The 25,803-nt window shown below is 71.2% G+C and carries 23 protein-coding genes, 1 pseudogene and 1 riboswitch; of the genes and pseudogenes, 16 read left to right on the top strand and 8 right to left on the bottom strand.

The features are described 5' to 3' along the window. Nucleotides 1-29: 29 nt before the first annotated feature. The 5 genes and pseudogenes from DEI92_RS12140 to DEI92_RS12125 all read left to right on the top strand — a co-directional run. Nucleotides 30-326: pseudogene (locus DEI92_RS12140) on the top strand (DUF933 domain-containing protein); the annotation flags it as partial. A gap of 253 nt (nucleotides 327-579) precedes the next feature. Continuing rightward, complete coding sequence (locus tag DEI92_RS12135; protein WP_111048182.1) at nucleotides 580-807, top strand: hypothetical protein; 228 nt, start codon at nucleotides 580-582, stop codon at nucleotides 805-807. A gap of 81 nt (nucleotides 808-888) precedes the next feature. Next, entirely contained in the window at nucleotides 889-1,584 is a 696-nt protein-coding gene (locus tag DEI92_RS16335) for a hypothetical protein (RefSeq protein WP_146249152.1), read from the top strand. Nucleotides 1,585-1,659: 75 nt separating this feature from the next. Next, nucleotides 1,660-2,394 carry a hypothetical protein gene (locus DEI92_RS16700; RefSeq protein ID WP_220037496.1) on the top strand — a complete coding sequence of 245 codons (735 nt, stop codon included), beginning with the start codon at nucleotides 1,660-1,662 and terminating at the stop codon, nucleotides 2,392-2,394. 200 nt (nucleotides 2,395-2,594) lie between these two features. After that, on the top strand, nucleotides 2,595-3,059 hold the full coding sequence (locus DEI92_RS12125; protein ID WP_111013695.1) for a phage tail protein: 465 nt from the start codon (nucleotides 2,595-2,597) through the stop codon (nucleotides 3,057-3,059). 126 nt (nucleotides 3,060-3,185) lie between these two features. Here the strand turns inward: DEI92_RS12125 and DEI92_RS12120 are convergent, their stop codons facing one another. Next, a complete protein-coding gene (locus DEI92_RS12120) occupies nucleotides 3,186-4,202 on the bottom strand; it encodes a LacI family DNA-binding transcriptional regulator (RefSeq protein WP_111013665.1) in 1,017 nt (338 codons plus the stop codon). A 165-nt stretch (nucleotides 4,203-4,367) separates the two neighbouring features. Here DEI92_RS12120 and DEI92_RS12115 point away from each other — a divergent pair, with 165 nt between their 5' ends. Genes DEI92_RS12115 through DEI92_RS16330 form a run of 5 tightly spaced genes read left to right on the top strand, consistent with a single transcriptional unit; the run spans nucleotide 4,368 to nucleotide 11,639 of the window. Next, nucleotides 4,368-6,302 (top strand): glycoside hydrolase family 127 protein, encoded by a 1,935-nt coding sequence (locus tag DEI92_RS12115; RefSeq protein ID WP_111013664.1) that lies wholly within the window; start codon nucleotides 4,368-4,370, stop codon nucleotides 6,300-6,302. Nucleotides 6,303-6,358: 56 nt separating this feature from the next. Further along, nucleotides 6,359-7,615: an ABC transporter substrate-binding protein gene (locus tag DEI92_RS12110; protein WP_111013663.1), complete on the top strand. Its 1,257-nt coding sequence runs from the start codon at nucleotides 6,359-6,361 to the stop codon at nucleotides 7,613-7,615. A 9-nt stretch (nucleotides 7,616-7,624) separates the two neighbouring features. Beyond that, nucleotides 7,625-8,569 (top strand): carbohydrate ABC transporter permease, encoded by a 945-nt coding sequence (locus DEI92_RS12105; protein ID WP_111013662.1) that lies wholly within the window; start codon nucleotides 7,625-7,627, stop codon nucleotides 8,567-8,569. Next, a complete protein-coding gene (locus DEI92_RS12100; RefSeq protein ID WP_111010881.1) occupies nucleotides 8,566-9,465 on the top strand; it encodes a carbohydrate ABC transporter permease in 900 nt (299 codons plus the stop codon). The genes DEI92_RS12105 and DEI92_RS12100 overlap by 4 nt, the downstream gene beginning before the upstream one ends. Continuing rightward, nucleotides 9,462-11,639: a hypothetical protein gene (locus DEI92_RS16330; RefSeq protein WP_146249151.1), complete on the top strand. Its 2,178-nt coding sequence runs from the start codon at nucleotides 9,462-9,464 to the stop codon at nucleotides 11,637-11,639. Before DEI92_RS12100 ends, DEI92_RS16330 begins: the two co-directional genes overlap by 4 nt. Before the next feature lie 120 nt (nucleotides 11,640-11,759). Here DEI92_RS16330 and DEI92_RS12090 read toward each other — a convergent pair whose 3' ends face one another. After that, on the bottom strand, nucleotides 11,760-12,050 hold the full coding sequence (locus DEI92_RS12090; RefSeq protein WP_111010879.1) for a hypothetical protein: 291 nt from the start codon (nucleotides 12,048-12,050) through the stop codon (nucleotides 11,760-11,762). Between the two features lie 824 nt (nucleotides 12,051-12,874). Here DEI92_RS12090 and DEI92_RS12085 point away from each other — a divergent pair. Next, a complete protein-coding gene (locus DEI92_RS12085; RefSeq protein ID WP_111013661.1) occupies nucleotides 12,875-13,717 on the top strand; it encodes an alpha/beta fold hydrolase in 843 nt (280 codons plus the stop codon). Nucleotides 13,718-13,723: 6 nt separating this feature from the next. Here DEI92_RS12085 and DEI92_RS17035 read toward each other — a convergent pair whose 3' ends face one another. From DEI92_RS17035 to DEI92_RS12070, 3 genes are all read right to left on the bottom strand, one after another. Further along, entirely contained in the window at nucleotides 13,724-14,134 is a 411-nt protein-coding gene (locus DEI92_RS17035; protein WP_111013660.1) for an antibiotic biosynthesis monooxygenase, read from the bottom strand. 96 nt (nucleotides 14,135-14,230) lie between these two features. Continuing rightward, nucleotides 14,231-14,497, bottom strand: coding sequence for a hypothetical protein (locus DEI92_RS12075; protein WP_111013659.1), 267 nt, complete (start codon nucleotides 14,495-14,497; stop codon nucleotides 14,231-14,233). Beyond that, nucleotides 14,494-14,988, bottom strand: coding sequence for an FBP domain-containing protein (locus DEI92_RS12070; protein ID WP_111010875.1), 495 nt, complete (start codon nucleotides 14,986-14,988; stop codon nucleotides 14,494-14,496). The genes DEI92_RS12075 and DEI92_RS12070 overlap by 4 nt, the downstream gene beginning before the upstream one ends. A 220-nt stretch (nucleotides 14,989-15,208) precedes the next feature. Between DEI92_RS12070 and DEI92_RS16565 the strand changes: the two genes are divergently transcribed. Continuing rightward, on the top strand, nucleotides 15,209-15,376 hold the full coding sequence (locus DEI92_RS16565) for a hypothetical protein (protein ID WP_181434884.1): 168 nt from the start codon (nucleotides 15,209-15,211) through the stop codon (nucleotides 15,374-15,376). On the opposite strand, the gene DEI92_RS12065 is transcribed toward DEI92_RS16565, so the two are convergent. Both DEI92_RS12065 and DEI92_RS12060 read right to left on the bottom strand, forming a co-directional pair. Then, a complete protein-coding gene (locus DEI92_RS12065) occupies nucleotides 15,325-16,134 on the bottom strand; it encodes a M56 family metallopeptidase (RefSeq protein ID WP_111013658.1) in 810 nt (269 codons plus the stop codon). The two genes, DEI92_RS16565 and DEI92_RS12065, sit on opposite strands and share 52 nt — an antisense overlap. A gap of 11 nt (nucleotides 16,135-16,145) precedes the next feature. After that, entirely contained in the window at nucleotides 16,146-16,523 is a 378-nt protein-coding gene (locus DEI92_RS12060; protein WP_111010873.1) for a BlaI/MecI/CopY family transcriptional regulator, read from the bottom strand. Between the two features lie 98 nt (nucleotides 16,524-16,621). Then, a riboswitch (glycine riboswitch) is annotated at nucleotides 16,622-16,736 on the top strand. Between the two features lie 157 nt (nucleotides 16,737-16,893). Between DEI92_RS12060 and gcvT the strand changes: the two genes are divergently transcribed. From gcvT to gcvP, 3 genes are read left to right on the top strand one after another with little or no spacing between them, the layout of a single operon-like run. After that, nucleotides 16,894-18,057, top strand: coding sequence for a glycine cleavage system aminomethyltransferase GcvT (gene gcvT, locus DEI92_RS12055; RefSeq protein ID WP_111013657.1), 1,164 nt, complete (start codon nucleotides 16,894-16,896; stop codon nucleotides 18,055-18,057). Between the two features lie 2 nt (nucleotides 18,058-18,059). Next, nucleotides 18,060-18,437, top strand: a complete 378-nt coding sequence (gcvH, locus tag DEI92_RS12050) for a glycine cleavage system protein GcvH (RefSeq protein WP_111013656.1) — start codon at nucleotides 18,060-18,062, stop codon at nucleotides 18,435-18,437. Nucleotides 18,438-18,453: 16 nt separating this feature from the next. Continuing rightward, on the top strand, nucleotides 18,454-21,441 hold the full coding sequence (gcvP, locus tag DEI92_RS12045; RefSeq protein WP_181434882.1) for an aminomethyl-transferring glycine dehydrogenase: 2,988 nt from the start codon (nucleotides 18,454-18,456) through the stop codon (nucleotides 21,439-21,441). Nucleotides 21,442-21,542: 101 nt separating this feature from the next. Here gcvP and DEI92_RS12040 read toward each other — a convergent pair whose 3' ends face one another. Continuing rightward, nucleotides 21,543-23,576, bottom strand: a complete 2,034-nt coding sequence (locus DEI92_RS12040; RefSeq protein ID WP_111013654.1) for a S9 family peptidase — start codon at nucleotides 23,574-23,576, stop codon at nucleotides 21,543-21,545. Between the two features lie 338 nt (nucleotides 23,577-23,914). Between DEI92_RS12040 and DEI92_RS12035 the strand changes: the two genes are divergently transcribed. Then, nucleotides 23,915-25,678 (top strand): ABC transporter family substrate-binding protein, encoded by a 1,764-nt coding sequence (locus tag DEI92_RS12035; protein WP_111013653.1) that lies wholly within the window; start codon nucleotides 23,915-23,917, stop codon nucleotides 25,676-25,678. The last annotated feature ends 125 nt before the right edge of the window (nucleotides 25,679-25,803 follow it).

Below are 25,803 nucleotides of genomic sequence, written 5' to 3'. Positions count from 1 at the left end.
ACGCCTCGTGTCGACCAGGCCAGCCTGTCGGGCTCGACCAGCTCGCCCGTATCGGGTTCGACACCCTCGGGCTGCAGACGTTCCTGACCGCCGGTCCCAAGGAGTCCCGCGCCTGGACGATCGGCAAGGGCTGGAAGGCGCCGCAGGCCGCGGGCGTCATCCACACCGACTTCGAGAAGGGCTTCATCAAGGCCGAGGTGATCTCGTTCGACGACCTCAGCTCCGCGGGGTCGATCGCCGAGGCACGGTCCCGTGGGGTCGCCCGCATCGAGGGCAAGGACTACGTGATGCAGGACGGCGACGTGGTGGAGTTCCGTCACTCCTAAACATGACCTGCTCGTGGTTCTCGTCCGGCGAGCCGGTCGTACGGCTTGCTTTCCTGGCGTGCCCGGTAGCGGGCCACGAAGAACATGCGCATCTTTCTGTGCGAGACGCCGCAGACGCACACGTCTAGCTGATGGAAGTGTGTCAGGGCAGGATGTCGGCACATCGGTCGTGACGGTCACGTCAGAACCCGGGGCTCGGCTTCTCGTCATCTGAGAGGTTGGGCTTAGCGGGTGTGAGTGGCATGCTCAACACATGGCAAACCATCCTGATGCACAGCTCGGGATCGCAATGTTGACCGCGAGGCTGCACAACGACCGGGCCGCGTTCGAGCAGCTGCTGGCGGACATGCCTGAGGGATACGCGGTCGCGCTGTTGTTACGAACCGCCGAGATGATGGTCAACATGATTGCGGACATGACCGGGCAGACGAAGGATGAAGCTCTCAAGACCATCGCGGCCGCGCTGGCGGCGGAGTCTTGAAGAGCAAGTGCGGCGCTGCAATTACTTCGTCGTCACGCGTAACGCTCTTATGACCGGATGCGACGAGCCGGCGGAGGGCAGATGACGAACATTTGGTATCACCCACCTGCTGGGCATGTCGTGATGGAAGGTGAATTCCCTTCCCAGCATTGGGTCTTGCAGCTCATTGCGGATTTCTCCGTCTTACAGTCAACCGTCGAGTTAGCCATCGACCAGAAGCTTGCACTAAGTGCTCCGGCGGTGGCAAAGGTCATCAGCAAGAAGTACTTGCGCAAACTGCCCGATGATGACCGTTGGGCGCTCGTGAAAGCTTTAGCGGCCGACACGAAGTACGAGGGCGATATGGTGGCGGCCTCAGATGTGTTTTGGCAGGCCAAGCGAACCCGCGATTTGTTCGCTCATCGAAGCGACTTACCGTTAGTGCGGGAACCTAACAGCTCGCAATACTTTTACTTGGTGAGCGGTAACATTCCCGTCGGGCTGCCATCACCACTCACTCCGTCGGATGCTCGGCAGATGAGCGCTAACTGCCGGTGGCTTCGCGCGCTCGTTCTCCACCTGGCGTCGCTGGGCGGCGCTCGATTTGCGTCGTTCCTTGTCAAGCATGGGTCAGATGGTCGCGCGTACCTCCCTCGGGTGGAGGTGCTGCCACCACCTCCCTTGCCTGTGCCGCCAGACTGGGAAGCCCTGGACCTCTCCCGCGAGGTCGGCGACAGCGGCGTCCCGGTGGCACAGAACGCGGACGATGTGGAGTTCCGCTTCAACAACGAGTCGTGACCCGCGACTCGGGCCCCACGGCGAAGCGCACGGTGAGGCGTGGCGTGGTGTGCTCGCCGCACTCGGCTCCTCCGGATGAGCACTGACCTGGATGTCGCACTCGCCGCGCACCGAGCAGCGCCGTTCCCCGACGCGGTGGAACGCGGCGAACAGTACGGTCTCGTGGACGCCGTCATGGTCGACTCGGATATTTTCGGCTGGGCGACCGAAGTGTCCGCTGGGGTTGTCCTCGCGCCGGAGGCCGCCCGCGGGCTCCGGCAGTGCGCTGACGGACTGTCGGCATCGCTCATCGCGTTCCCCGAGGCTGCCCGGGTGTACTCCGTACACCTGCTGCTCGTCGCCGAGCTTGCGCTGCGGGACGATGCTCTGCGGATCGCGGGCACGAGCGACCCGCTCGCGCCCGACACCGTGGCGGGTGACCCCGAACGTGAGGCGACGACCGCCACTGTGCCAGGAGCCGGGCCGGAAGCCGCACGGCGCCCGCGGTCCGGGCTCGCCGGACTGTTCCGGGCCTCCCGGTCGTCGCACCCCCAGCCCACTCCGGACCCGGCGGCGTTCGTGCCCGAGCTCGAGTCGATCCTGTTCTCGGCGGATCCGGTCGGCATCGCGTTCGAGACGAACACCGACGAGTACCGGCCCGAAGCGGAGACGATCGCGCTGCGCCTGCCGGACGCGACGTCGGTGGACGACGTCCAGCGGATCATCCACGAGGAGTTCGTCGCCTGGTTCGATGCCTCGACGGCCGGTCCGGCCCTCCGCTACCGCGCGCTCGCGGCCCGGGTCTGGCTGCTGTGGAGCGAGCGGGGCTGAGACCATCCGGGTGGGCGCCGCGGTGCCGCTCAGTCCACGAGCGCGATGATCACCGCGGGGATGCGGTGCTCGATCACCGCCCACACCCGGACGTCCATGGGGTGTCGGTCGCGGAGCGCCCTACTGCGTCTGTGGATGATCCCCGACGCTGGTGGATCAGCACTACCGTGGTGCCCACCCACCCGAACGAGGAGGAACGCATGTCGAACGTCGTCGACTTCGTGGACGTCAGCACGGCCGGTCTCGAGTCCTCGCCCGTGGCCGACGCGCTCGCCGGCCTCCGCGCGAACGAGGCCCGGTACTACAAGAACAAGTACGACCACGAGTTCGTCACCTCCCCGGCAGACGAGGCCCCCGACGCGGTCGACCGGGTGACGCGGATCCTCGCTGAGGAGCGCGACATCGTGATCGCGTCCCGCCCGCTCGAGGCCACCGACTTCGTGGTCGACAGCCTCCGGATGACGTACGTGTTCTACGAGTCGGGCCTCGCGATCAACGTCATGTACGGCATCGAGGACGGCGGCAAGCGGGCGGTCGGCTTCAAGCTCTCGCAGGGCATGGACGTCCCCGATGAGCTCGCGTCGAAGTTCAAGTTCGCCCGGCAGCGGTCGAAGCTCGCGGGCGAGATCCGCGGCTCGTTCTTCGTGATCAAGGGCGAGTACTGACGTACCCATGATCACGGCCGATCGGCGCAGCTGCGCATGCGGACGACAAGTGCACATGCGGGCGCAAGCGCACTTGTCGTGCGCATGCGCATGTCGGCGCTCCGCGCTCCGCGCTCCGCGCTCCGCTCAGCCGAGGGGCGCCGTCGACCCCCGCACGACGAGCCGGCACGGCACCTCGGTACGCCCGCCGTCGTCCTGGCCGTCGATCGCGGCGAACAGGCGGTTCGCGGCGATGCGGCCGAGTTCCTGGAGCTGCATGTCGACGCTGCTCAGTTCCGGGCGTGAGCTCTGTGTGACGACGCCCCAGTTGTCGAAGCCGAGCACGGCGACCTCGGTGGGGACGTCGCGCCCGAGCTCGTGGAGCACGTCGACGACGCCGCGCGCGATCTGATCGCTGCCGCAGAAGACCGCGTCGACGTCGGGCGTGGACTCGAGGAGCATGCGGGCGGCACCGCGACCCCAGGCCTCGTTCCAGGTGCCGTGCAGGACGCGTCCGCCCGCGAGTTCGAGGCCCGCGTCGTCGAGCGCATCGAGGGCACCGCGCGCGCGGTCGCGGGCGGCGTGGTACTCGATCTCGCCGGTGATGTGCGCGATGCGCCGTCGTCCGGCGTCGATGAGGTGCTGCATGCCGACCCGGCCACCCTGCACGTTGTCGCTGACGACGGAGAGCGCCGCGGGGTCCTCGGACGGTGCGTACGCGTAGACGACGGGGACCGGCAGGTCGTCGCCGAGCGACGCACGTGGGTTGGTGCTCGACCCGACGACGATGAGGCCGTCGACCCGGCGCGACAGCAGCGCCTGGACGTGGTGCTGTTCACGGATCGTGTCGCCACGGGCGTCGCACAGGAAGATCTGGGTGGCACCGGCGCCGAACGCGTCCTCGGCGCCCATCATGATCGGGAGCGAGAAGCGGCCCTCGAGGTCGGACGTGATGAGGCCGACGGTGCCGGTGCGGCCGGCGAGCAGGTTCTGCGCGAGCACGTTCGGCCGGAACGACAGGCGCTCGGCGACGGCGAACACGCGGTCGCGGGTCTCGGAGCGGACCTCGCCCCGCCCGTTCAGCGCGCGGGAGGCGGTGGCGATCGAGACCCCTGCGGCTCGTGCGACATCCGTGAGCGTGGCCGCCTTCTGCCGTTCCTTCACGCAGCCCCCTCTTGTCCGACCGCCCCAGGCGTCGACCCCGCTGCCGTGAACAGTACCGGCAACCCGCTGCCGCAAACAGTACCGGCAGCTTTCCGCTTGACGCAATCGAGACCCGGCAGTTACGGTTCGTAAAGCTTTCCGGAGATTTGCAGCAAGGACGCACGAATGACCGACATCAGCACCACCCCCACTTCGCAGCGCGGCCTCGTGGTCGCGCCGACGACGGGCCGCCTCCGCCCCGTCCCCATGACCGACGTCACGATCACGGGCGGCTTCTGGGGTGACCGCCAGGCGACGAACGCCCGCGCCACGCTCCGCCACTGCCTCGAGTGGATGGAGCGACTCGGCTGGGTCGGCAACTTCGACCGCGCCGCCGAGGGGCGAGAGGCTCCGTCCGCAGGCCGGGAGTTCGCCGACTCGGAGATCTACAAGCTCCTCGAGGCGCTCGCGTGGGAGTCCGGACGCTCGGGTGATGCCTGGGTGGAGCAGACGTTCCAGGACCTGTCGGCCCGTGTCGTCGCAGCCCAGCAGGAGGACGGCTACCTCAACACGCGCTTCGGAGGCCCGGGGCAGCAGCCGCGCTGGTCCGACCTCGAGTGGGGCCACGAGCTCTACTGCGCCGGGCACATGATCCAGGCCGCTGTGGCGCGCGCCCGCACCGCCGGCCGCGACGCGTTCGTCGAGGCGGCGATCCGCGTGGCCGACCACGTGTGTGACGTCTTCGGCGCGGACGGCGACCAGCGCGTGTGCGGCCACCCGGAGATCGAGGTCGCGCTCGTGGAGCTCGCCCGCGTGACCGGTGACGAGCGGTACCGGACGCAGGCGGCGCTGTTCATCGAGCGCCGCGGGGACGGCACGCTGCACGATCCCGACGTGCCCGCGTCGTACTTCCTCGACGACCTGCACGTGCGCGACGCAGACGTGCTCCGTGGCCACGCGGTCCGCGCGCTCTACCTGGCGGCCGGCGCGGTCGACCTCGCCGTGGACCGGGGCGACGCCGAGCTGTCGGACGCGCTCCGGACGCAGTGGCACAACACGGTCGCGCACCGCACGTACCTGACCGGTGGCATGGGGTCGCGGCACGAGGGCGAGTCCTTCGGCGACGACTTCGAACTGCCCTCCGATCGGGCCTACTCCGAGACCTGCGCCGGTGTCGGGTCGATCATGTTCAGCTGGCGGCTCCTGCTCGCCGACGGTGAGGAGCGGTACGCCGACCTCATCGAGCGGACGCTGTACAACGTCATCGCGACGAGCCCGGACGAGCAGGGCACCGCGTTCTTCTACGTGAACCCGCTGCAGCGGAACGTGCCCGGCACCCCGGCCGCGGTCGACGAGCCGAGCGAGCGCGCCGCGTCGAGCCAGCGTGCGCCGTGGTTCGCGGTGTCGTGCTGCCCGACGAACGTCGCGCGCACCCTCGCCAGCCTCACCGCGTACGTGGCGACGGTGGACGACGACGGCCTGCAACTGCACCAGTACGCGGAGGGCCGGATCGACACGACGCTGCCCGACGGCCGCACGGTCCGCCTCCAGGTCGCCACGGACTACCCGCTCGACGGCCGCGTGCGGGTCGTCGTCGCCGAGGACGCGCCCGAGCCGTGGACCCTGACCCTCCGCGTGCCGGGCTGGGCCGCTGGCAGCGCCACCGTCGACGCCGGCGAGGGAGCCGAGACGGTCGACGGCGGGTCCGTCGCGATCCGTCGCGCCTGGCGTGCCGGCGACGTCGTCACCCTCGACCTCCCGACGCAGCCGCGGCTCGTGGCCCCGGACGAACGGATCGACGCGCTCCGCGGGACGGTCGCGGTGGAGCGCGGGCCGCTCGTGCTCTGCGCTGAGTCGATCGACCAGGACGCCGATCGCGTCGACGCGATCCAGGTCCTCCCGGGGGCCGAGCCGACCGCGGACGGCGCCACCGACGCGGCGCTCGACGCGGTCGCCGTCGACGCGCCCGAGCGGGACTGGCCGTACGCCGCCTCGCCCGCGCACGACGCGCAGCGCCCCGGAACCGTCCGGCTCCGCCCGTACCACCAGTGGGCCGAGCGCGGTCCGTCGACCATGCGCGTCTGGCTCCCGCTGGCGGACGCCGCCACCGCGCAGGCCTGACCCGAACCCGAACCAGCAGCACCACCCGTCATCACGCCAGGGCAAGGAGGCCCATCATGATCAAGCGAACGCGAACCGTCACCGGAGTGGGAGCGCTCGGCATCGCCGCGGCGCTCGTGCTCACCGGCTGCAGCAGCTCGGGCAGCTCGGGCTCCGGCTCGAGCTCGTCCCTCAAGGGCACCGTCACCGTCGGGTACTCCGGCGGCGGCGTCGTCGACACCTACATGTCGGACATCATCAAGCACGCCGAGAAGGAACTGCCCGGCGTCACGATCAAGACGCACGTCTACCCGACCTACGACGACCAGCTGAACCAGCTGCCGACGCAGTTCGCCGCGGGCACGGCCCCGGACATCACCCTCTGGGACAACTCGGCACCGGTCGCCGAGTACGCGACCGAGGGGGCGATCGCGTCGATGGACGACGTGATCGGGAAGACCGATGTCCAGCTCAGCGCATTCCCGAAGGCGCTCGTGAACGGCTGGAAGATCGGCGGCAAGCTCTACGCGGTGCCGTCGTACCTGCAGAACTCGGGCTACGCCTACAACCAGGACGTGCTCGCGGAGGCGGGCGTCACCTCGACCCCGAAGACCCTCGCCGAGATCGCGACGGCCGCGGCGCAGGTCAAGGCGAAGACGGGCAAGCCCGGCGTGGTGCTGCTCGAGAACCTGTTCCACCTGACGCAGTACATGATCGCGAACGGTGGCGGCTACCACGGCGGCACGACGATCGACTCGAAGCAGAACGTGCAGGCGCTCGACCAACTGTTGACCATGTTCAAGAACGGCGACGCCGAGAGCGCCGAGCAGCTCGGGGCGACCTGGGACGGCGAGGCCTTCGGCAAGGGGAACGCCGCCATGTCCGACGCCGGCCCCTGGTACATCGGCTTCATGCAGACGAGTGACCCGTCGACGAAGTACACGCTGACGACGCTCCCCGGGAAGACGGCGTCCTCGTCGACGGTGGCGACCTACGGCGGTGGCTTCAGCATCGCCCAGAAGTCGAAGGACAAGGCGGTCGACATGGCCGTCATCGCCGCGATGACCGACTCGTACTCGCAGAAGGCGATCATCACGACCAAGCTCGGGTACGTCCCGGCCGCCACGAAGTACATCAGCCAGTACCGCCAGGACACCCCCCAGTACGCGGCGTTCACGAACTCGGTGCTGGCGAAGGGCGAGTCGCTCGACTACCCGACCAAGTCGACCGAGTTCGGCAACGACCTGGTCAACGGGTTCCAGCAGCTCGTCGCGAAGAAGGCGACGAGCTCCACGGCCCTGCTGCACCAGCTCCAGCAGAAGTACGGGAAGTAGCCGAGCGGCGTGAGTGCCATCAAGAGCTCCATCAGGGCGGCGCGACGGCCCACGTCGTCGCGCCGCCGCGCCTGGCTCCGGACCGACAACCCGGCTGCGTGGCTCATGCTCGCCCCCGCGGTGGTCCTGCTGCTGTGGTGGTTCGCCTACCCGATCGCGCAGTCCGTCGTGCTCAGTGTGCAGCAGGTCGGCAAGTTCGACTTCGACCAGCGCAGCTTCGTCGGGCTGCAGAACTTCGGGCAGCTGTTCGCCGACCCGGCGTTCGGCCGCTCCCTCGGGATCACGGCGACCTTCGTGGCGGGCGTCGTCCCGGCCCAGACGGTCCTGGCGATCGTCGTCGCCGCCGTCCTGCGCGGTGCCACCGTCGGCAAGGGCGCACTCCGCACCGCGTACTTCGTGCCCTACATGACATCGACCGTCGCGATCACGACGATCTTCATGCAGCTGTTCGTCAAGGGCGGCATCGCGTCCACCGCACTGTCGCTGTTCGGCCTGCCGAACGCGACCTGGTACGCGAGCCCCGGCCTGGCGCTGTGGTTCCTCGTGATCGTGTACGTGTACATGTTCGTCGGGCTGTACATCGTCATCTTCGTCGGGGGCATGGAGACGATCCCGGCGGACCTGTACGAGGCCGCCGAGATGGACGGTGCGGGCGCCTTCCGTCAGTTCCTCAGCGTGACGCTGCCGGGCGTGCGTCCGTTCACCGCATTCGTGGTGCTGACCGGCATCATCCAGGCGATCCAGGTCTTCGACCAGGCGTACGTGATCTCGGGCGGGACGGTGCTCGGCAGCCCGGCCGGCGCGACGTCGACGATCGTGATCTTCATCTACCAGCAGGCGTTCCGCTTGAGCAACATCGGGTACGCCTCGGCGGCGACCGTGATCCTGCTCGCCATCGTGATCCTCGCCGGCGTCGTCAGCCGGCTCCTCGGCCCGAAGGAGCAGGACGCATGAGCGCCACCTCGACGCAGCGCACCGCGGTCACCCGCCCGAGCACACCGACCAGCGGCACCGGTCGCCCGATGCGCTCGCACCGCACCCAGCAGACGGTCGCCCGGTCCGCCCGGTACACGTTCCTCATCGTGTTCGGACTGATCATGGTCGCCCCGCTGCTGTTCGTGCTGTACTGCTCGTTCCTGTCGCCGGCGGACTTCTTCTCGATCGTCCCGCCGTCGCACCTGACCCTGTCGAACTACACGTACGTGTTCACGCACGCCCCGATCGGACGCTGGTACGCGAACACCGCGATCGTCACGGGCTGCGTCGTCGCCGGCGCCGTCATCGTGAACACCCTGGCGGGTTGGGCGCTGGCCCGTCTGCAATTCCGCGGCAAGCGCGTCGTGTTCACGGGCATCATCGTGATCCTGCTCGTGCCGCTGCAGGCGTACCTCATCCCGCTCTACCTGCAGATCGTCAAGCTCGGCTGGCTGAACACCTACGCGGCGCTCATCATCCCGTTCATCGTCAACCCGCTCCTCATCTTCCTCATGCGGCAGTCGTTCGGCACGATCCCGAAGGACCTCGAGGAGGCCGCGGCGCTCGACGGCGCGAACCGCTTCCGGATCTTCCTACGGATCGGGCTGCCACTGTCGGTCACGGCGATCGCCACGCAGGCGATCCTCGCCGGCACGTGGACGTGGAACAGCTTCCTCATCCCGGTGACGATGACGAGCGACAAGGACATGTACGTCCTGACGCTCGGCCTCAACAGCCTGCAGTCGCAGAACTACACGCTGCCGACGGTGCAGATGGCGGGCGTGGTGCTGCTCACCCTGCCCGTCGTGGCGATGTTCCTCGTGTTCCAGCGGTTCATCGTGCCGAGCATCGCGTCGAGCGGCATCAAGGGATGACCACGCGCGTCGAGGCCACCGACGTCCCGGGCGGGCTCGGCGTCCGCATCACGACCCCCGGTGGGGGCGGTCCGGCGCTCGTGGCGGCGGCTCCCTTCGTGGTGCTCACGTGGAAGCCCGGAACGGACGCGGACGCGGCCACGGACGCGGACGCGGACAGCGGCGTCGAGACCGAGCACCGCGCGCCCTACGAGTCGCTGACGGTCACGGCGGACGGCCTCGTCGGCACCGCACGCATCGACGTCGGGGGCGGGACGGTCCTCCAGGTCGAGGACCGGTGGGACACCGACGGCGACGACGTCCGCATGGCCCGCCGGGTCACCGTCCGCGGCGGCCAGGGGCCCGCCCGCGGCTACGGCACGGCGGTCGTCGTCGAGGTCGACGCGGCCGCGCCGTGGGAGCGCGTCGAGCCGTTCTGCCCCGGCGTCGCCTACGGCAACGCGCCACAGGTCGCGCCGCTCGCCATCGCCGGCGTGCACGCACGGCGGGCCGGGGTCACCACCGCGATCGTCCGGGAGGACCGTGCCGCGGCACCGCTGTTCGGCATCCGACTCGAGGACGGAGGCTGGGCGGCCATCGCCCACCGCGACCCGCGCGGTGACACCATCGCCGCCGACGGGATGGTCGAGGACGGTGGCGAGACGATCGTCGACCCGCGGCTCGCGTTCGCGTCCATCGGCGCGCGGAGCACCGGCGACCGCGTGGAGCTCGGCGTGTGGTTCCCCGGCACCGAAGGACCCGTCACCTACAGCAGCGGCGGTCTTCCGCTCCTCCAGCTCGACGCGTGGCGGCGCCGCTTCCACCCCCTGGACGACGGCGCGACCCAGGAGTACGCCGTCGCGGTGCGGACGGGAGGCTCGACCGACTTCCCCGACGTCGTCCGGCAGACCTGGCGCTGGGTCTGGGACCACTTCGCCCCGGCCGTGCGCAGCGCGGACATCGCGGACGTCGTGCGCAGCGCGGCGGCCGTCCTGGCCGATCAGGTCGTGGCGGTCGGCGGCCGGACCGGGGTCCCGCTCGAGGCGGACGCGGTCGTTCCGCAGCGGACGGACGAGGCGACCGCCGCGGTGATGGGGTTCGTCGGGGCGAACACGGACGCAGCCGTCGTCCTGCTCCGCGAGGCGGACAGCACCGATGACGGAGCCGTGGCCGAGCGGTACCGGGCGAGCGGTCTGGCGATCATCGACTCGTTCGTCACGCTCGCCCTGGACCCGCCCGCTGGCGAGGGGTTCGACACCGTGACGGGTGCGACGACCACGTACCGCACGTTCCGGGACCAGCCGGCGGTGTACGCCCGCGCCGTGGCCGAGGGAGCGCTCGCGGTGCTCGACGCCCTGGCGCTCGAACGCCGTCACGGCGAGGAACACCCGCCCTGGGCCGCCTGGGTCACGAGGGCAGCGACCTGGTTGCTCCGGAACCAGGCCCTCGACGGTTCCCTCCCGCGCGCCTGGGTGGCCGGCACCGGCGAGGTGCTCGACGACTCGCCGTCCGGGACCGCCACCGTCGTGCCGTTCCTCGTCGCCGTGGGGTCGGAGGAGGCGCTCGCCGGCGCCGTGCGTGCCGCCGAGTTCGTCTGGCGGGAGTACGGACGCCGCGGGTGGTACGCCGGCGGCACCCTCGACAATCCCGACGTGGTGGACAAGGAAGCCGCGGTCCTGGCCGCCGAGGGGTTCCTCGACCTGTACGACGCGACCGACGGGGCCGAATGGCTGGACCGGGCCGCCTCCGCGGCCTCGGTCGCCGAGACGTGGATCTACGTCTGGGACGTGCCCATGCCGGAGGACGCCGATCCAGCGCTGCTCCACTGGAAGCACGGGGTCTCGACCATCGGACACCAGCTCATCGCGTCCGGGGTGTCGATGACGGACGGGTTCCTCGCTGTGAACGCCTCGGTGTTCGCCCGGCTGTTCGCGCTGACGCACGACGACCACTGGCTCGACGTCGCTCGCGTGGTCACACACGGCACGACCACGATGTTCGCGACGGTCGAGCACGCGTTCGACCTCCGCGGGGTCGGGTGGCAGCAGGAGCACTGGTCGTTCGCCCCGCGTCGGGGGTTCGGCCTCAACCGTCGGTGGTTGCCGTGGGTGCCGGTCGCGCACGCCCGGGGGATGTACCGCGTCGAGGATCGGTGTCCACCCGACGTCGCTGCACGCGTGCTCCGCGCCGACTGAGCCCGCTCAGGGCCGGGCGCGTGTCACGGTGCCGTCGGGCGGTACCGCGGCGTCGGGCGGAACGGTGCCGTCGGCACCGCGCCGTCGGGCGGAACGGTGCCGTCGGGCCGCACGGTGTCGTCAGGCCGCGAAGGCGAGCGCCGCGAGCTGCACGTCGTGCGCCTGCAGGATCGTCCGGCTCGGCTCGTGCCGCCAGGGACGGCCCGGGACGACCCAGCCGGCGGCTCCGGCGGCCTGCACGTGGGCGCCCGCGACGACGTGCGCGCCGAGCTCGGTGCGGGGGAGGCGGACGAGGAACTCGCGACGGGAGACGTCGTCGGCGACGACGAACTCGACGAGGTCGTCGGTGGTCAGGACGGGCGCGTCGAGCACGGTCCCGCTGATCTGGATGAAGTCGATGGTGCTGGTCATGGTGCTGTCTTTTCCGATGGTTCGTTGGCGACGAGCGCGGTGCGCTGGCCTCGATCCCTTGTACAGGGCGCTGGCCGGGCGGGCACTCGGATCGCACACGCCGGAGGTCGGCGTGGGTTGTCCGGCCATGATCGGCGGGACGGGGCCCCGGTGGAATGCGACTCGATGGAGCCGGTACGGAGCAGGCGGCGGGGCGGATGAGATGGGTCCGCGGCAGAACGCCAGCTCCGAACTCTAGCACCATCAGGGCAGGACTGGAAGGGGGCCGCGCCGGTGGCGGGTTCGTCAGCGAAGACGGCGACGAGTGCGCGCACGGCCCGCCAGCGAGGGCCGCCTCGCTCAGGAGACCGGGCGACCGCCGCTGTCGTTGCCGTGGTCGTGCGTGCCGGGGTGACGTGTGCGACCTGTGTGGGTCCAGAATCCGTACCGTGCGGCTGGGGGACGCATCCGCCGCCGCTCGGCGGATGAACGGCGCGTGTTCCGACCATCGGCACCCTCCGGCGGGGTACAGAACACTCGTTCTACCTCTGGTCTGGGGACGTGCGGGAGCTGCGGCGGACACGGCCGTCCCAATATGCTCGCAACCAATCCGGGCTTCGGGGCCCGTGGTTACGAGCGGCGATTCGGGTGCCGCCGGTGGTGGGCTCGGCTTCGGGTGTCGAGCCCCCACCCCTCCCGATCCGGTCCTCCCGGCAGGTCGAGGGCGTCGGATCTTCCTCCCGCTCCCACAGCAGGCCGCCCGATGGGCCGCTGCGCCGTCGCTCCCAGTTCGCACGTACCCCGTTGGGCCGGACCGCCACTCGTGGGCGGCCTACCGTGGCGGCATGACCCGCATCGACCAGCTCCGCCGCGGCGGCCTCGTCCTCGACGTCGACGACAGCGGCCCAGAAGACGGTCCGGTCGCGGTCCTCCTCCACGGGTTCCCCGCCGACCGGAGCACCTGGCGGGCGGTCACGCCGCTCCTGACGGCCGAGGGCCTCCGCGTCGTCGCGCCGGACCAACGCGGGTACGCGGTCGGGGCTCGACCGGAGGGACGCCGCGCGTACCGGCGTGACTGGCTCGTCGACGACGTCCTGGCGCTCGCCGACCGACTCGGCGCAGAGCGGCTCCACCTCGTCGGCCACGACTGGGGCGGGCTGGTCGCCTGGCGGCTCGCGCAGCGGGCTCCCGACCGACTCGCGTCGCTCACGGTCCTGGCGACCCCGCACCCGCGGGCGATGGCGCTCGCGGCGGTCCGCTCCGACCAGGCCCTACGGTCGTGGTACATCGCGGCGTTCCAGGTGCCCTGGCTCCCCGAACGGCTGCTCCGGGGGCGTCTCGTCCCGGTGCTCGAGGGCATGGGCCTCGCACGCGCCACCGCCGAGCGGTACGACCGTCGGATGCGCGAGCCAGGAGCACTGCGCGCGGCGATCGACTGGTACCGCGCACTGGCGCTGCCCACTCCGGCCGGCACGCCGCGCGTCGACCCGCTGGTGCGTGTCCCGACGTCGTACCTGTGGGGCTCCCGGGACGCGGCACTCGGTCGGGTCGCGGCCGAGGCGACCGAGCGGTACGTCGCGGCGCCCTACCGGTTCGTGGCCGTCGACGAGGACCACTGGCTGCCCGAGAACGCGGCCGCGCTCGTGGCCGAGGTGGTGCTCGACCGCGTGCGGTCCGTCACGGCGTAGCGGGGCTCAGAGCTCGACGACCTCGAACTCGAGCAGATCCGCGCCGGTCGCGACGGGGCGTCGGGCGCCGTCCTGCGCGTCGCCGTGTCCGGCGGCGGCCCCGTGCTCGGCAGGAGCACCGTGTCCGGCAGGAGCGCCGTGCTCGCCGGGCGCCGCCGCATGCCGACCGTGCGCACCCTCGGACCCACCGGCGTGCGCCGCCTTCGCGCCGTCGGCGGCCCACGCCTGGAACGACGCCTCGTCCGCCCACGTCGTGACGACGAAGTACCGGTCGTCGCCCTTCACCGGCCGGAGGAGCTGGAAGCCCTCGAAGCCGGGAGCCCCGTCGACCGCGTGTCTGCGGGCAGCGAACCGCTGCTCGAGCTCGGCGCCGGCACCGGCGGGGACGTGGATGGCGTTGATCTTGACGACGGACATGCTGCGGTGGTCCTTCCGGTCTGGAGGCGCGGTGCGGGCCGCACCCGTGCCTCCCGAACCGTAACGGGGCGCGCTGAACGCGACCGGGGCGCGGTGTCAGGCGGGCAGGACGGCTGCGCGGGCCAGGCCCAGCTCGTCCTCACGCCAGGGGCGGGCGCCGACGGTCCGCAATCCGAGCCGGGTCAGCGCGAACGCCACGTGGTCCACGACGTCGGGTTCCCACTCGCCCTCGACCCCCATGCCGAACGAGGCGATCTCGTCGTCGGCCTCATCGAGGACCGTGACGGACCACCGCCCGGCGTCGTGGCGTTCGACGGTGACCCAGCGCGCTGCGGCGAACCGGTCGGGAGCACCCGTGGTCACGCGGTCTTCATGACGTCCGCGGTGAAGTTCTGCACGCGCTGGAGCAGGGCCGCGGACCGGGCTGCGATCGTCTCGGGCGGGTTGAGGTGCGGGGGCGCCACGCGGATGAGGAGCGAGCACGCCAGGTCCTCGCAGATGTAGGACCCGATGGTGTTGCCGTTCCGGCCGGACTCGCCGGCACGCGCAGCCGAGAACAACCGGACCTGCGTGGCCGGCTGGGGTGAGTGGCAGAAGGAGCACATCGCCGCGATGCCCGGCCGGAGCGAACCGCCGGCCGCGCGGACGACGATCCCGGTGGGGCGGCCGTCCATCCAGTGGACCATGTAGCCGCGGCGGGCGGCCTGCGGGTCGCGCCAACCGAGGTACTCGCGCTCGTCCCAGAGCATCTCGTGCAGACCCGGGATCGGCAGGTGGTCGAGCTCCTCCGGGGTCGCGTTGACGAACGACGATCGGATGTCGGACTCGGTGAGTGCCTTCACGGTCCCCCTCATGGTGGTGGTACCCGATCCTACCGCGCGGGCCGGACACGGCGCCCTGGTAGTACCCCTGTCCGGGGGCCAGGTCAACCCCTGACTCGCCGAGAACGCTGCACGTACTGTCGAAGGACCAGAAGCGCACCGCGTGCACACCGAGCGCAGCGAGCGCCGACGTCGTCCTCGACGGGCGACGACCGACCACCGACACCCAAGCGATCAGGCACCAGGGGATCAGATGAGTCTGTACGAGTCCGAGCCGGGCGTCCCCCCGGCTCGCATCAAGACGTTCCGACAGCAGCGCCGCGAGCGCCGTTGGGGGTACCCGGTCGACGGGGACCTCGAGCCCGTGCTCTACGCCGACTTCTTCCGCGACGTCACCGGAGCTGCCCGCCACCGGCGCTGACCCGGTGTGGCCGGTCTCCGGAGTCGAGCGACCCGGACGCCGGTCAGGGGCGCCGCACCACCGACGTCACTGCGCTCGATCGCTCGGGCCACCACCTCGGCACCGACGCGTCTGGCGGCGGTGTCGTCGGCGGCGAACTCGACCAGGACCCGGGTCACACGCGCCATGGCGCGCGCGCCGGGCACCCACGGCACCGCCCGCTCGATCGACTCCGCGACGCCGACCACGGCCGCGTGGTGCCCCGTCAGGTGCGCCGCCTCGTGTGCGACGACGGCATCGAGTTCGTCGGGACGGAGGCGCGCCGCCAGTCCGGTGCTGACGAGCACGGTGCGGTCGCGTCCGGGCACGGCGCACGCCAGGGCCCGCTCGCCCGCGACCACCGCGATCTCGGTCCCGGCGACCCGACGACGTTCCGCCGCCCCGGTTCGCAGGGCCGCGCGGACGGCCGCGTGCTCCGGCCCGGGAGGGACGCGGACGGCGACCACGAACGCGAGCACCGCGGCGACGGCGACCACGAGGTGCGCGCCGTGGGTCGGCGAGGCCGCCAGCCGGAACGGGTCCGCCCCGTGTCGACTCCCGAGCGCGACGAGCGTGACGCCCGACACGGAGCCGCCGACCCCGATGAGGACCGCGGCGCACCAGCTGACGAGCGCGGTCCGAGGGCGGTCGATCGTCCACGCCCACCGGGTGAGCAGCCGGGGTGCGGCGGCGGCCACGACGACCGCGGTCACGACGAGGGCGACGCCCCAGACGATCACGGTCGTTCCCGTCAGGACCGGGCGCGCGCGTCGATCGCGCGACGCAGGGCCTCGAGGTCGTCCGACGCCAGGGAGCCGGTGAAGCGGAGCAGCGCGGCCTCGCGGTCGCTCGACGCGGCGAGCGCGGACTCCATGAGGGACGCGGCGTGATCGGCGCGGGAGCGGCTCGCGCGGAACCGCAGGGGGGCGTCGGCCTGTTCGTCGCGGAGCACCCCGCCCTTCCGCCCGAGGCGCTCGAGCACCGTCAGCACGGTGGTCAGCGCGGGTCGTGGTTCGTCGCAGCGGTCGAGGACCTCACGCGCGGTGAGCCCGTCGGGGCCCGCGGACCAGAGCACGTCGAGCACCGCCTGCTCGAGCTGCCCACGCGGGCGCGATCGCTGTCCGGCCACGCGGTGATCCTACGAGATGTCGAACGACCGGCCGGCCTCGTCACGAGGCCGTAACACGGCGTTGGTACGATCGGGGCCACAACAGCACACCGGGCCGCCCACACCCTGCGGGAGAGTCCGATCACGAGCGCGCCGAGCCGGCGACCGCGAGACCGGACACCGAAGGAGCAACCTCCCCGTCAATCTCTCAGGTCGTACGACCGCAGGGGTCAGGCCACTCTGAAAAGCAGGGCGCCGTCACGGCGTGCCCTCGCCCACGGTGAAAGCCGACCGCCTCCGACCGGTCGGCGAAACTCTCAGGCACATGACAGAGGGGGAGTTCCGACCGGCGTCCCCGCCGGGACGCGTCGACGCAGGAGAACTCCACCCCATGACCGATCCGACCCCGTCGGGCAGTGCCGGACCATCGGTGCACCGCCGATCCCCACTCCACGCGGCCCATGCCGCCGCCGGCGCCACGTTCACGGACTTCGCGGGCTGGCAGATGCCCGTCCGGTACAGCTCCGACCTCGCCGAACACCACGCCGTGCGCAGCGCGGCGGGGCTGTTCGACCTCTCGCACATGGCGGAGATCGGCGTCCAGGGGCCCGACGCCGGCGCGTACCTCGACGCCGCGCTCGCGGGCAAGCACGCCACGATGCCCGTCGGTCGGGCGAAGTACTCGCTGCTCCTGACCGACGACGGCGGCGTGCTCGACGACGTCGTCGTGTACCGCACCGAGGACGACGCGTTCCTCGTCGTCGCGAACGCCGCCAACCGCGACGTCGCCGTCGCCGCGCTGCGCGACCGCGCGGTGGGCCACGACGTCGAGGTCACGGACGACAGCGACGCCACGGCCCTCGTCGCGATCCAGGGTCCGGCCGCAGCGGGCACGCTGGACGCGCTCGTCGTCGCCGATCGCCTGCAGCCCGAGACGCCGCTCGACGAGCTCCGCTACTACCGCGTCCTGCACGCCTCGTTCGACCTGCAGGACGTCCTCATCGCCCGCACCGGCTACACGGGCGAGGACGGCTTCGAGATCTACTGCCCCACGGACCTGGCGCCCGTGCTGTGGGACGCCCTGCTCGACGCCGGTGCCGACCGCGGCGTCGTGCCCGCCGGGCTCGCCGCGCGCGACACGCTCCGGCTCGAGGCCGGGATGCCGCTGTACGGCCACGAACTCGACACCACCGTGCGTCCCGCGCAGGCCGGACTCGGTCGCGTCGTCGCGATGGACACGGAATTCGTCGGGAGGGCCGGGGTCACGCCCGCCACCGACGCGCCGGTCCTCGTCGGGCTCGTCATGGAGGGCCGCCGTGCCGCCCGTGCCGGTTACCCGGTGCTCGACGGCGGCCAGACCGTCGGCACGGTCACCTCGGGCGCCCTGTCACCGACGCTCGGGCACCCCGTCGCCATGGCGTACGTCGACCCTGCGGTCGCCACCCCGGGCACCGTCCTGCGCGTCGACGTGCGCGGCACCGCCGTCCCGGCGACCGTCTCCGAACTCCCCTTCTACCGCCGCCCCGCCAGCGCCGCCCCAGGCCAGAAAGGCTGACCATGACCGACATCACCGCGCTCCGCTACACCAAGGACCACGAGTGGCTCCTCGTCGAGGGTGACGTCGTCACCGTCGGCATCACCCAGTTCGCCGCGGACCAGCTCGGCGACGTCGTGTTCGTCGAGCTCCCCGAGGTCGGCACCACCGCGACGGCCGGACAGACCCTCGGCGAGATCGAGTCGACGAAGAGCGTCGGTGAGCTGTTCTCGCCGATCGAGGGCACCGTCGTCGAGCGCAACGACGCCGTCGTGGACACCCCGGACCTCGTCAACCAGGACCCCTTCGGTGGGGCCTGGCTCGTCAAGATCCAGGTCGACGGCACCAGCTTCCCCGAGGACCTCATGGACCACGAGGCGTACGCCGCCTTCGCGGGCTGATCGGATGGACGAGGACATGACCCAGCACGACCGGACCCCGCAGGCCGACCAGAACCTGCAGACCACCTTCGCCGACCGCCACATCGGCACGGGCGCGGCCGACCAGCGCCTCATGCTCGAGACCGTCGGGTACGACTCCCTTGACGCGCTCGTCCGCGCGGCCGTCCCCGCCGCGATCCACGCCGAGCCCGTCGTCGACTCGGTGATCCCCGGTGCCGTCGGCGAGACCGAGGCGCTCGCGGAGCTCCGTCGGATGGCGGCACGGAACACCGTGCGCCGCCCGATGATCGGACTCGGCTACCACGGCACCCACACGCCCGCCGTCATCCAGCGGAACGTGCTCGAGAACCCGAGCTGGTACACGGCCTACACGCCGTACCAGCCGGAGATCTCGCAGGGCCGGCTGGAGGCGCTCATCAACTTCCAGACGATGGTCGCCGACCTGACGGGCATGGCCACCGCGGGCGCCTCGATGCTCGACGAGGGCACCGCGGTCGTCGAGGGCATGCTGCTCGCCCGCCGGGCCTCGAAGGTCCGCGGGGACGTGTTCCTCGTCGACCGGGACGTCCTGCCGCAGACCATGGCGCTGCTCGAGCACCGGGCCGAGGCCGTCGGCATCACCCTGCGCACGTTCGACGTCGCCGGGGGACCGGACCAGGTCGACGTCGAGGGCGCCTTCGGACTCGTCGTGCAGTACCCGGGCGCGTCCGGCCGGGTCGTCGACCCCGCGTCGGTGATCGAGCGGATCCACGCCGAGGGCGGCATCGCCGTCGTCGCGGCGGACCTGCTCGCGATGACGCTCCTCGCGTCGCCCGGTGACCTCGGCGCGGACGTCGCCGTCGGCACGACCCAGCGCTTCGGCGTGCCGCTCGGCTTCGGTGGACCGCACGCCGGCTACCTCGCCGTCCGCGCGGGCCTCGAGCGGCAGCTGCCCGGTCGCCTCGTCGGGGTGTCCTTCGACGCGGACGGTGGCATGGCCTACCGCCTCAGCCTGCAGACCCGCGAGCAGCACATCCGGCGCGAGAAGGCGACGAGCAACATCTGCACCGCGCAGGTGCTCCTCGCCGTCATGGCCTCGATGTACGCCGTCTACCACGGCCCCGAGGGCCTGCGGTTCATCGCCGACCGGGTCGCCCGCACGACCGCCGCGATCGCCGACGCGGCTCGCGCCGCCGAGATCGGCGTGCCCGTCGACGCCTGGTTCGACACACTGACGCTCCGCGCCCCCGGCCGGGCCGCCGCGATCGTCGACGCGGCGCGCGACCGCGGGTACCTCCTGCACCTCGTCGACGCGGACACCCTCCAGCTCTCGGCGGACGAGACGACCACGCCCGAGGACGTCGCAGCGCTCGCCGACGTGTTCCGCGACGTCGCCGCAGCCCACTCGGAGGCGTCCGAGTCGGCCGCGTCGACCATGACCGTCCCGATGGCGGAGGCCGCCGTGCGTGACGCCGCCCCGGGCCTCCCGGCCGCGCTGCGGCGCGAGTCGGCCTACCTGACGCACCCCGTGTTCCAGGCACACCGCAGCGAGACCCGGATGATGCGGTACCTCAAGCACCTCGCCGACAAGGACTACGCGCTCGACCGCGGCATGATCCCGCTCGGCAGCTGCACGATGAAGCTCAACGCCGCGACCGAGATGGCCGCCGTCACCTGGCCGGAGTTCGCGGGGATCCACCCGTTCGCGCCGCGTGAGGACGTCGCCGGGTACCTGTCGATGATCGCCGACCTGGAGTCGTGGCTCGCCGAGGTCACCGGGTACGACACCGTCTCGGTGCAGCCGAACGCCGGGAGCCAGGGTGAGCTCGCCGGACTCCTGGCCATCCGCGGGTACCACCGCGCCAACGGGGACACCGCACGCACGGTCTGCCTCATCCCGCAGAGCGCGCACGGGACGAACGCCGCGAGCGCCGTGCTCGCGGGCATGCGCGTGGTCGTCGTGGCGTGCGACGAGGACGGCAACGTCGACCTCGCCGACCTCCGCGCCAAGACGGAGCAGCACCGGGACGACCTCGCCGCGCTCATGATCACCTACCCGTCGACCCACGGTGTGTACGAGCACGAGATCCGCGCGATCTGCGACGCCGTGCACGAGGCGGGTGGGCAGGTCTACGTCGACGGCGCGAACCTCAACGCGCTGCTCGGGCACGCGCGCTTCGGCGACTTCGGCGGCGACGTCTCGCACCTCAACCTGCACAAGACGTTCTGCATCCCGCACGGCGGCGGCGGACCCGGTGTCGGACCGGTGGCCGCCAGGGCACACCTGGCCCCGTTCCTCCCCGGCCATCCGTTCGCGCAGGACGCCGACCGTCGCCCCGGCTCGGTCACGCCGGACGGCGCGGACCGGCTCGCGCACGGTGGCGGACCCGTCTCGGCGGCGCCGTACGGCAGCCCGAGCATCCTGCCCATCACGTGGACCTACGTCCGCATGATGGGCGTCGAGGGGCTCACGCGCGCCACCGAGTCGGCCGTGCTCGGCGCGAACTACCTGGCGGCGAAGCTGCGCGACGCGTTCCCCGTCCTCTACACGGGCGACGACGGTCTCGTGGCGCACGAGTGCATCCTCGACCTCCGGCCGTTGCGTGAGGCGACCGGCATCACCGTGGACGACGTCGCGAAGCGCCTGATCGACTACGGGTTCCACGCGCCGACGATGTCGTTCCCGGTCGCGGGCACGCTCATGGTCGAGCCGACCGAGAGCGAGGACCTGGCGGAGCTCGACCGGTTCGTCGACGCCATGCTCGCGATCCGTGCCGAGGCCGACGAGGTCGCCGCGGGCACCTGGCCGGCCGACGACAACCCGCTCGTCGGGGCGCCGCACACCGCGTCGAGCGTCATCGCGGGCGAGTGGGCGCACGCCTACACGCGTGAGCAGGCCGTCTACCCGCTGCCGGGCATCGCCGGTCGCAAGTACTGGCCGCCCGTGCGCCGGATCGACCAGGCGTACGGGGACCGCAACCTCGTGTGTGCCTGCCCGCCGATCGAGGCGTTCGCGCAGGCCTGATCAGCCCGGCCCGTCCGGCCCGGCGCCGAGAGCGCAGAACACGCCGCTCACCTCGCGAGGTGAGCGGCGTGTTCTGCACTCTCGCCGGACGGGGACGGCCGTCAGACGACCGGCAGGTGCGTGTTCCACCAGCGGAGGACGTGGTCGAACCGCTGCACCCGGTGGCTCGGGCGCCCGGACCGGGACAGCTCGTGGCCCTCGCCCGGGAACAGCAGGAACTCGGCCTCCACCCCTGCCCGGCGCAGGGCGACGAACTGGCGCTGCCCCTGCTCGAGCGGGCACCGCCAGTCCTGCTCGGAGTGCGCGACCATGAACGGCATCGTCACGTCCGCGGCGTAGGTCAGGGGGCTCTGGCGGCGCTGGTCCTCCGGGTCCGCGCCCACGTACGCCTCGGCGAAGAACCATCCGATGTCCGAGCTCCCGGCGAACGAGTCCCAGGCGTTGACGGCCCGCTCGCTCCAGGCAGCCGTGAACCGCTCGGGCTCGCGGGCGGCGATCCAGCTCGTCATGAACCCGCCGTACGAGCCACCCATGATCCCGACCCGCGAGGCGTCGAGGTCGTCCCGCTCGAGCGCCACGTCGAGCAGCGCCAGGACGTCGTCGACGTCGACGGTGCCGAGGCGTCCGATGATCGCCTGGCCGTGGTCGAAGCCGTACCCGGCCGAGCCGCGTGGGTTGCCGAGGACGACCGCGTACCCGGCTGCGGCGTAGACCTGCGCCTCGTCGAACACCGCCCGGTCCTGCTGCGCGAACGGGCCGCCGTGCACGACGCGGAGCACGGGGTGGGGGCCCTCGCCCTCGGGCAGGACGAGCCAGCCGTGCACCTCCTGTCCGTCGGGAGCGGTGCCGACGAGTTCCTCGACGGGCCGCAGTCCCACAGCGCGGAGGCCGGCGCCGAGATCGCTCAGGGTCTCGACGGAGCCCGCCGCGGTGTCGATGAGCACGACCTCCCCGGCGCTGTCCGGCAGGCCGACCGTGGCGATGACGACGTCCTCGCCGATCGCGGTGATCGCCCGCACCACGACCTCGCCGCCGTGCAGCACGGGGAGGGCGTCGAGGGGCAGCGGCTCCGCGCCGGTGCTCGCGTCGTCGTCCGCGGCGCTCGCGGTGGCGTCCGTGGTCCACGGGACGGCACGGAGCTCGACCGCCCCGCGGTGCAGCACCCCGACGAGCACGTCACCGCTGCGCGGGACGAGGAGGCCCGGCCCCACCTCGAGGTCGACGGTGCGGTGGTCCGTCAGGCGACGGGCACGGACGGGGCCGTCGTCCGTGGTCCGCGCCGCGTACAGCCCGGTCGGGACCGCGACGATCCCCTGCGTCCGGTCGGTCCCGAGGAAGAAGAGGGTGCCGTCGGGTCCGAACTGCGGTGCGGCCGCGGTGCCGTCGGACTCGACGAGCAGCGTGATCGCGCCCGAGACCGCGTCGACCCGGTAGAGGTCGCTCTCGGTCGTCTCGGCGGCGCCGGTGTCACGCGGGGCGCTCACCACGAGCGCGGTGCCGTCCGGCGTCCACGTGGGGTCGCTCACCGCGGTGGTGTCATCGGTGATCGCGGTGTCGACGGGGTCTCCCGTGAGGGCGGCGGCCACGTCGACGACCACGAGACGCCGCAGACGGTCGCGGAGGAACCCGACGCCGTCCTGGCGGTAGTCGAGCCGGGTGATGTGCCGCGGGGGCTCGGCCGAGGCGTCCGCGGCGATGCCGTTCGCGGTCGGGGTGCCGTAACGGCCGGGTTCGGGGATCCGGGCCGTCGTCGCGATCCGCGTGGAGTCGGGGGACCACACCGGGGCCTCGGCACCGAGCGGGAGGGCCGTGACCACCCGGCCCTCCCCGCCGGCCATGGGCATCACGACGAGTTGCGGGTGGGCGTCCGGGCCGGTGCCGCCGATGCGACGGAGGAACGTGACCCACCGGCCGTCGGGCGAGATGGACGGGGCGCCGTCGTGCGGGCCGTGGGTCCAGTCGGTCGTGGTCCACCGCCCGTCGGCGGCCGCGAGACGCACGACGTGGCCGACGTTCTCGTCCGCGTCGAGGTCGGGACGGGTGAGGCCCACGAGCAGCGGGGCCCCGGAGCGGGGGTCGGCGACGGCGGCGGCGCGGGACGGCATGACGAGGTGGGCGATGTCGGAGGGGTGCATGGTGCAACGCTAATCACCGGTCGGCGGGAGGGGGAGTGGGGCCGTACCCCGGTCCTCCCGGACGGCAGGAGACGGGCGGCGTGCGGTGCGGTTCGTGCGGATCGGTCCTGCGACGTGCCGCGCGGACGCGTGAGCGCAAGCAGAATCATTGCGAATCGGTGAACCACAAGCAACGAAACGGCGGCTGGTGCATGGATCCTGCGCCGTCATTTCCGGTGTGTAACAAGTTCCCGCTGGATTTTGAGGTGCTCGCGAGGCCCACCTATGGTTCTTTGCGAACGCGCCGGTGCGCCCTGCCGCCAGCGGTTCGATCACATTCCATCCAGGAGGATCACAGAGTGAACATCACCAAGAGGCGGTGGCGACAGGTCATCGGATCCGTCGCGATCGCGGGCTCGGCTGCCGTCGTGCTTGCCGGTTGCACCACCTCGACGTCGAGCGACAGCGAGACGTCGAGCTCGGGCGGCACCGTGACGGTCGCTGAGGTGAACGAGGCGACCTCGTTCAACTACAACACCCCGCAGGGCAACCTGGACACCAACGGGTTCATCTGGCAGCTCACGCAGCCCCAGTTCATGACCCTCGGCACGAACTACAAGGTCGAGCCGAACACCGACCTCGGCACGTACAAGAAGATCAGCAGCTCCCCGCTGAAGGTCCGGTACACGCTGAACAAGAACGCCAAGTGGTCGGACGGCAAGCCGATGACCTCGGACGACCTCCTCCTCGGATGGGCGCAGTCGTCGGGCTACTACGAGTCGGCCACCACCGACGCGGACGGCAACGTCACCAAGGGCACGCAGTACTTCGCGTCCGCCGCGGGCTACCCGTTCCAGACGGACTACCCGACGAACATCACGAAGCAGTCGATCACCATCACGTACAAGAAGCCGTACGTCGACTGGAATCTCGTGAACCCGATCCAGTTCCCCGCGCACATCGTGTCGCAGGAGGCCGGTGTCTCCGAGTCCGCCTTCATCAAGGCGCTCAAGGACACCCCCGCCGGCAACACGGCGAGCCCGGCCCCGGCGAACGACACCCTCAAGAAGGTCGCGAGCTTCATCAACACCGGTTACGACCAGACGAGCCTGCCGAGCGACAAGAAGCTCCTCGTCTCGGGCGGCCCGCTCCAGGTCAGCGCCTGGACGCCGAAGCAGTCGATGACCTTCAGCAAGAACCCGTACTACAAGGGCAAGCACGAGGTCCAGTTCAACAAGCTCGTCATGCGCTTCATCGGTGACGCCAACGCCCAGGTCACGGCCCTGCAGAACGGCGAGGTCGACGCGATCCAGCCGCAGGCCTCGGCCGACACGGTCAAGGCGCTGAAGCAGGCGTCCGGCATCAAGATCCAGCAGGGCAGCCAGGTCGCCTACGACCACCTCGACCTCAACTTCGGTTCGAGCGTGTTCAAGGACGAGAACGTCCGCAAGGCGTTCCTCATGACCATCCCGCGTCAGCAGATCCTCGACTCGATCGTCACCCCGATCAACAAGAGCGCCAAGGTCCTGAACTCGCAGCTGTTCCTGCCGGGTCAGAAGGGCTACGACGAGGCGGTCAAGAACAACAACTCCGACGAGTACGACAAGGTCGACATCGCCGGCGCCAAGAAGCTCCTCAACGGCGCGACGCCGACGGTCAAGATCCTCTACAACACCGAGAACCCGAACCGTGTCGACACGTTCCAGGCCATCCAGGCCTCGGCGGCGAAGGCCGGCTTCAAGGTGGTCGACGGTGGCTCGCCCGACTGGAGCTCGCTCCTCACCGGCGGCAACTACGACGCCTCGCTGTTCGGTTGGGTGAACCCGGGTGCGGGCAACGCGGCGGTCCCGCAGCTGTTCCAGACCGGCAACTCCGGCAACTACAACCGGTTCGCGGACGAGAAGGCCTCGAAGCTCGCGGTCGACACGCAGACGACCCTCGACGCGTCGAAGCTGCAGTCCATGAAGGTCGACATCGACAAGATCGCGTTCAACGACGCCTACGGTCTGCCGCTGTTCCAGCTCCCCGGCATCTTCGCCACGAACTCCACGCTCCACGGCGTGAAGTACTTCGGCGGCCAGAACGGGATCTTCTGGAACGTGTGGGACTGGACCAAGGGCTGATCCCCAGGACCACCGCATCCTGAGCACCACCGCGGCGGGGGCGCCGGGCTCGACGAGTCCGGCGCCCTCCCGTGTGGGCGGGCGGGGACGCCCTGCGATCCCCGCCCCGCCCCGTCGGTCACTCC

Origin of the sequence: Curtobacterium sp. MCBD17_034, from assembly GCF_003234515.1 — a bacterium.
Lineage (GTDB): Bacteria > Actinomycetota > Actinomycetes > Actinomycetales > Microbacteriaceae > Curtobacterium.
The sequence above is the reverse complement of the archived record's forward strand: the minus strand, read 5'-3'. Positions and strand labels throughout refer to the sequence as shown.